Source organism: Streptomyces sp. P17 (genome assembly GCF_032436805.1).
Classification (GTDB): domain Bacteria; phylum Actinomycetota; class Actinomycetes; order Streptomycetales; family Streptomycetaceae; genus Streptomyces.
Window position 1 is genome coordinate 34,390 of the sequence record NZ_JAVRBF010000069.1, and the last position, 6,010, is coordinate 40,399.

Consider the following 6,010-nt stretch of genomic DNA (forward strand, 5'->3'; position numbering starts at 1 on the left):
ATCGTCGGGATGGGCCCCGGGGGTGCGCAAGAAGGCTTCCGTGTCACGGAAGGCCAGCCGGAAAGCGCCTGGTGAGAGGCGGGGCGCGGGGCGTGGTGTCGATGCCCGCCGGCAAGGAGGGTGGCAGCCACGTCTTGGCTTGGGCAGCCGACCGGTGTTGGTCCGTGATCAATGATTTGCGAGGTGTGACCTTATTTGTGCATCAGTGGCGATTCTTTGGCGGCATACGACTGGTATAGCGGCAGAACTTGGATAGGTGCAGATCAAAGCTGGTCGGTGCCGTGATGGGAGGGGGGCGGGGGCGAATCCGGGTCGAATCGCCTTCCATTTGCCCCGTTGGTTGGTTTGTTGCAGGTCAATAGCATGATCAGACGTCATCGCGCCGGGGTCGCGTGAGTGGCTGCAGAACCCGCCCTCGCATGGGGCGCCGACGCGATCAAACTCTTCCCCGGCTCCCTCGGCGGCCCCGGCTATCTGAAGGCTCTCCGCGACCCCTTCCCCGAGGTGCCCTTCGTGCCCGTCGGCGGCGTGGACGCACAGGCCGCCCGCGACTACCTCGCCCGGGGAGCGCTCGCGGTCGGTGTCGGCTCGCCCCTCGTCGGGGACGCGGCGACGGCGGCGACCTGGACCAACTTCGCACCCGCGCGGCAGAGTTCCGCAAGGTCGCCGCGGGGGAGAGTCCGTGACAACACTGTGGACTTCCGGCCAGGCGCGCACGGCCCTACGGCCGCTCCTGGCCCATACCGACCTGCTCATCGCCTCCGAGGACGAGCTGCCGCTGATGTAGGAAGTGCCTGGTGCGAGCGAGGTCGAGGCCGTGCGGAGCTTGCTGGCGGCGGGTGTCGCCGAGGGATCGGTGTCGCACCGCTCCGGGCCCGACAGACACGGCGTTCGCCCGGGCGAACGCCGTGTCTGTGATGCCCTCCGCCGTGAGCTTGCCTACGAGGCTGTCGAGCTTCTCGTGGTTGCGGGAGGCCAGGCCGTCATCGAAGCCCAGGGAGTCGAGCACCGTCGGCCAAACGCTGACGGTGGCTTCTTACCCGGCGTCAGGACGCGGTGCGGTGCGGTTCCCGGACGACGACGACACCTCCGGGAGGGATCGGGACGGTTCCGGTGACCGGTGTGCCGGTGAGGAGTTCGATGCCTTCGGCAGGTGCTTCGGCGCCCTTTCCGGTGTGGTCGATGAGGAACAGGTAGTCGGCCTGCGCGCCGCGGCGCCGGACGACCTCGATCCCGGCGGGTGCGTCCTGCTCCGGTGTGACGCCGGCGTCCTGACGGATGCGGTCGAGCAGGGCGGCGAGCGTGTCCTGGTCGGGGTGGGTGCCCAGATACCAGGCGGTGCCGTCGCCGTGCCGGTGGCGGGTGACGGCAGGGTGGCCGGCCAGTGGGCCGTCTGCGTAGGAGGCGACGGCCTGTGCGCCGGTGAGCCGGATGCGTTCCGACCACAGGTCGGCCGTGGCGCCCGACGCCACGTCGCCGGTCAGGCCGGTCGCCTCGCCCGGCAGGAGGGGGAAGAGTTCGTCGGTGACCATGCCGAGGACCTGGCGGAACGCGCCGGGATAGCCGCCCAGGTACACATGTGCGTTCTCGTCGACCATGCCGCTGTGGAAGCCGAGGGCCAGCGTGCCGCCGCGCTCGGTGAACCGGGCGAGGTTCGCCGCGGCTGCCTCTGTGACCAGGTACAGCGAGGGTGCCAGGACGAGTTTGTAGCGGTCGAGTTCGGGGTCGTCGGGGCGTACGAAGTCGACGGCGACGCCTGCCCGCCACAGGGGTGTGTACCAGTCCCGTACCAGGTCCTGGTAGCGCAGTTCGCCGCTGGGCTGGGAGGGCAGTTCCAGGGCCCAGCGGGCGTCCCAGTCCCACACGATCGCCACCTGCGCCGTGCTGGTGGAGTCCCGCACTTCGGCCAACGTTCTTAGGTCTGTGCCCAGTTGGACGACGTCACGCCAGATCTGGCTGTCGGTGCCGGCGTGCGGCAGCATCGCCGAGTGCCACTGCTCGGCGCCGGCCTTGGCCGCCCGCCATTGGAAGAAGGGTGTAGCTCTCGCTCTGGGAAGAACGTCTGTCAGGCTGTGAGTTTGTAGTTGTGCTGGTCGGGGGTGGGGTAGAGGCGTTCGTGTTCGCGGGCGAGGTGGAAGTCCAGGTAGGTGTCGAGGTCGTCGTTGTCCTTGACCGCGCGGAGCTTGAGGACGGCCTCGGCTCCGGCCAGACCCCAGCGGGCGCCTGTCACGTCGAGGCGGTCGCCGATGAGATGCCTGCATGCTCCTTCTATCGCGCCGGTGGCGATCGGCCAGCCCTTGGCGAGGGCGGTGTCGTAGTGGAGCTGGTCGAGGTGGCCGGTGAGGTAGCGGACGCACTTGTCGGCGGCCTCGCGTTTCGCGCCGGCGAGGCCGGCCTTGTCGGCTTGTTCGGTGATCTCGGCGGCGGCGCGGGCGGCCTGTCCGTGGAGGATGGTGGTGAGGTGGCCGGCGACCCAGGTTTCGGCCTCGGGGGTGCCCACGGGGTGGAAGGCGTGCGCGGCACCCCATGCGTACTCGGTCACGTGGACGAAGTCGAGCAGGACGTGCACTGCCACCTGGCGGCGGGCGGCTTCGGTGCGGATCAGGTCTAGTTGGTGGCGGGCGCCGTCGACCAGCACGATCCAGGGCCGGTGGTGGCCCGCATCGCGGGCCTCGGCCTGCTCGAACGCGGCGGCGATCACGTTCTCGGGCGCCTCGGTGACCGAGGCGGTGAGCCACTTCGCCTTCGCTTTCGGGCCCGGTCGCCGGGTGCGCCGGTCGCTGCGTCCCTCGGGTGGGGCGATGATGTCGTGCGGTCGGCGCACGGCCGGGGCCGCGTCGAAGACGCAGGCCAGGGTGGCCATGCGTTTCCGGTTGGGTTTCTCGCCCGGGGCGAGCCGGGTGCGCATCGCCCGCCGTGCGTTGTTCAGGTTCTTGAGTGTGGCCGGCCGTAACGCTTCGGGCCGCATGGGGATGCCCTTGCCGTCGGCCTGGATGACCAGCAGGGTGTCCGCGGTCGCGGGCAGCGGCACCTTGTTCCGGTAGAAGGCGTCGATGTCGCTCGCGGCGGTGACCACCAGGCCCTGTGCCTGCCGCTTGCCCAGGACTTTCCCGCACCGGTCCTCGATCGCGGCCCTGGCCTGGTCGTAGGAACCACGGACCGCCTCGGTCACCGCCAGACGGAGCAGTCCGTGGCTGTGCCGTCCCGCCGGCAGCGACAGCGCGGCATCAGCCGGATGGACACAGCTCATCTTCCTGCCCCGCCAGGCGCACCGCTCCACGGTGACCGTGCCGAACACGCAGGCCAACTCCCGCCGGTGTCCGCACTCCCGATAGCGGCGCACCTGGCCGTCCGCACCAAGGACCACTCCCGCCTGCGTCTTCGCCTCCCGTTCGCGGCGGGCCCGCAGATCAAGACGGGCCTGGAGCAGCAGCCGCTGCAGCTCACGCCCGCGCGAGGCGATCAGCTCCTCCAGCTGGTGGTGTGCCATCGCATCCGCGTCCGGGGAGGCCAAGTCGTCCTTCAGGCAGTCGAAGGCCCTGGTTGCAGCCTCGAACACCTCGATGGCGACGAGGGCGTCGTACGGTTCCATCGCGCTCTTCTTTCTGCGTCGTACTGGTTGGCACCTTCGACAGTAGAAAGAAGAGCCTTTATCGTTCCGGCAGTTGAAGCCGTTCACCCGGCCTTGGTGCCGACCGGGTGGGCCAGGGCGAACAGCCCCGGACGCTCCTCGCTCAGCCAGCCCCGTTCGACCAGCCGCTTCAGCTTTCCCCGCGTCCCCTCGATCTTCGCCGTGACTGCCGGCAGCCCGATCCTCGGCACGATCTGCTTGGCCTGCATCGGCTTCGTCGCATCCGCGACGATCTCCACGATGTCCCGGTACACATCCGGCCACAGCCCGCATCAGCGAACGTGCAGATCAGCACTTCCCACGAGCCGAGCCGCACCCTTGGAAGAACGCGATGCCGTCGGCGCCGTGGGCGACGTGTGCGAGTGCGTTGCGCCGCATTTCCCCGGGCCGTTTGGCGCGGTTGACGGGCTGCCAGTTGACGGCGCCGGTGGAGTGCTCCATGAGGAACCACGGGCCGCCCGCGAGCGAGCGCATCAGGTCGCCGTGGAGGGCGATGTCGACCTCGGCCTCCGGGTCGTCGGACAGCAGGTAGTGGTCGTTGGAGAGGATGTCCAGCTCCGGTGCCCAGCGCCAGTAGTCGAGGGCGTCGATGGTGCGCAGAACCAGGAAGTTTGTGGTCGCCGGGGTATCCGGAGCGGCCCGGCGCAGTACCTCGCGTTCTGCCGTGCACAGGGAGAGCAGTTCGTCGGAGCAGAAGCGGCGCCAGTCGAGCTGGTGGGTGGGGTTCGGGGGAGCCGCAGTGGCGCGGGGCGGCAGGATCTGGTCCCACGCGTAGTACCACTGGGACCAGAACGTGGTGCCCCAGGCGTGGTTGAGGGCGTCCAGGTCGTCGCCGTAGCGGGCGCGCAGCCAAGTGCGGAAGGCTGCGGCGCTGGTGTCGCAGTAGCAGGCGTCGTTGTGGCAGCCGTACTCGTTGTGCACGTGCCACATGGCGACGGCCGGGTGGTCGGCGTAGCGCTCGGCGAGCGCTCCGGCGATCCGCAGCGCTGCTCGGCGGTAGGCGGGGCTGGACGGGCAGAAGGTCTGGCGGCTGCCGTACGACAGTCTCCTGCCGTCTCGGTCGACCGGCAGCGCCTCCGGGTAGGCCTGGAAGAACCAGGCCGGTGGTGCCGCCGTCGGTGTCGCCACGTCGGCGGCGATGCCGTTCTCGTGGAGCAGGTCGAGGATCTTGTCCATGCGGGCGAAGTCGTAGACGCCTTCGGAAGGTTCGAGCAGCGCCCAGGAGAAGATGCCGACGCTGACCATGGTCACCCCGGCCTCGCGCATCAGGCGCATGTCCTCGGCCCAGACCTCCTCGGGCCACTGCTCGGGGTTGTAGTCACCCCCGTAGGCGATTCCGGGAATGCGAAGACGGCGTGCGGTACTCACTGGTGGTGCTCCGGGAGGGGTGTAGGGGAGGGGCAAGTGGAACCGGATCAGCCCTTGTTGGCGCCCAGCGTGAGGCCGCTGACGAACTGCCGCTGCAGCGCGAAGTACACGATCAGCGTGGGGATCGCGGTGAGCAGGGCGCCGGCGGCGACCAGGTTGGGATCGGTGAAGTACTGGCCGGACAGGTTGTTCAGGGCCGAGGTGATGGGCATGTTGTCGCCGGTGGAGATCAGGACCAGCGCCCAGAAGAAGTCGTTGTAGATCCAGATGGAGAGCAACGTCGCCAGAGCCGCCATCGCGGGCTTGCACAGCGGCAGCACGATCTGCCAGTACAGGCGCCAGACGGAGGCGCCGTCGACGAGGGCGGCCTCGGTCAGTTCGTGCGGGAGCGAGCGCATGTAGTTGGCGAGCACGAAGGCGCAGAAGCCGGACTGGAACGCCACGTGGATCAGGACCAGGCCGAGCGCGGAGTCGTAGAGCTTGCCGGACATGGTGATGCCGGGCAGGTCGATCAGCAGGTACAGGCGGTACAGCGGGGTGATGATGACCTGCTGCGGGAGCAGGTTGCCCGCCGTGAAGACCAGCAGCAGCGCGAGGTTGAGGCGGAAGTCGAAGCGGCTCACGTAGAAGGCGACCATCGACGACAGGAAGAGCGTCAACAGGACCGCCGGGACGGCGATGATCACCGTGTTGACGAAGTAGTGCGACATGTCCGACTGCGTGAACGCGTTCGTGAAGTTGTCGAAGTTCAGCGTGTCCGGCCAGGACACGTATCCCTTCTCGCTCGTCTCCGCGTACGGCCGCATCGCCGAGTAGACCGCCCACAGCAGCGGCGCTAGCCACGCCAGCGCCGCGCCGGCGAGGAAGAGGTGCAGCAGGACCCGGGCGGGGCGGATGGGGGCGCGCTTCTTCAGCGCGACGGTGTCGGTGCTCATTAGAGCCCGTGAACAAACTGATCATTTCCGGTGTTTGGCGTCCTTCGTGCCCGCCAGGCGCCGTGACATCAGCATG

The 6,010-nt window shown here is 68.8% G+C and carries 3 protein-coding genes and 3 pseudogenes; 1 reads left to right on the top strand and 5 read right to left on the bottom strand.

Translation table 11 applies throughout. The annotated features are described in order from the left end of the window. Positions 1–405: 405 nt before the first annotated feature. Positions 406–686: pseudogene (locus RMT89_RS33620) on the top strand (aldolase); the annotation flags it as partial. A 360-nt stretch (positions 687–1,046) separates the two neighbouring features. Here RMT89_RS33620 and RMT89_RS33625 read toward each other — a convergent pair. From RMT89_RS33625 to RMT89_RS33645, 5 genes and pseudogenes are all read right to left on the bottom strand, one after another. Beyond that, positions 1,047–2,087: pseudogene (locus tag RMT89_RS33625) on the bottom strand (beta-galactosidase trimerization domain-containing protein); the annotation flags it as partial. Next, positions 2,066–3,592 carry an ISKra4 family transposase gene (locus RMT89_RS33630; RefSeq protein ID WP_315887530.1) on the bottom strand — a complete coding sequence of 509 codons (1,527 nt, stop codon included), beginning with the start codon at positions 3,590–3,592 and terminating at the stop codon, positions 2,066–2,068. The gene RMT89_RS33630 and the pseudogene RMT89_RS33625, both read right to left, overlap by 22 nt. Positions 3,593–3,675: 83 nt before the next feature. After that, a complete protein-coding gene (locus tag RMT89_RS33635; RefSeq protein WP_315887531.1) occupies positions 3,676–3,870 on the bottom strand; it encodes a hypothetical protein in 195 nt (64 codons plus the stop codon). Between the two features lie 79 nt (positions 3,871–3,949). Next, positions 3,950–4,999: pseudogene (locus RMT89_RS33640) on the bottom strand (beta-galactosidase); the annotation flags it as partial. Positions 5,000–5,046: 47 nt separating this feature from the next. Continuing rightward, entirely contained in the window at positions 5,047–5,934 is an 888-nt protein-coding gene (locus RMT89_RS33645) for a carbohydrate ABC transporter permease (protein WP_315887532.1), read from the bottom strand. Between the last annotated feature and the right edge of the window lie 76 nt (positions 5,935–6,010).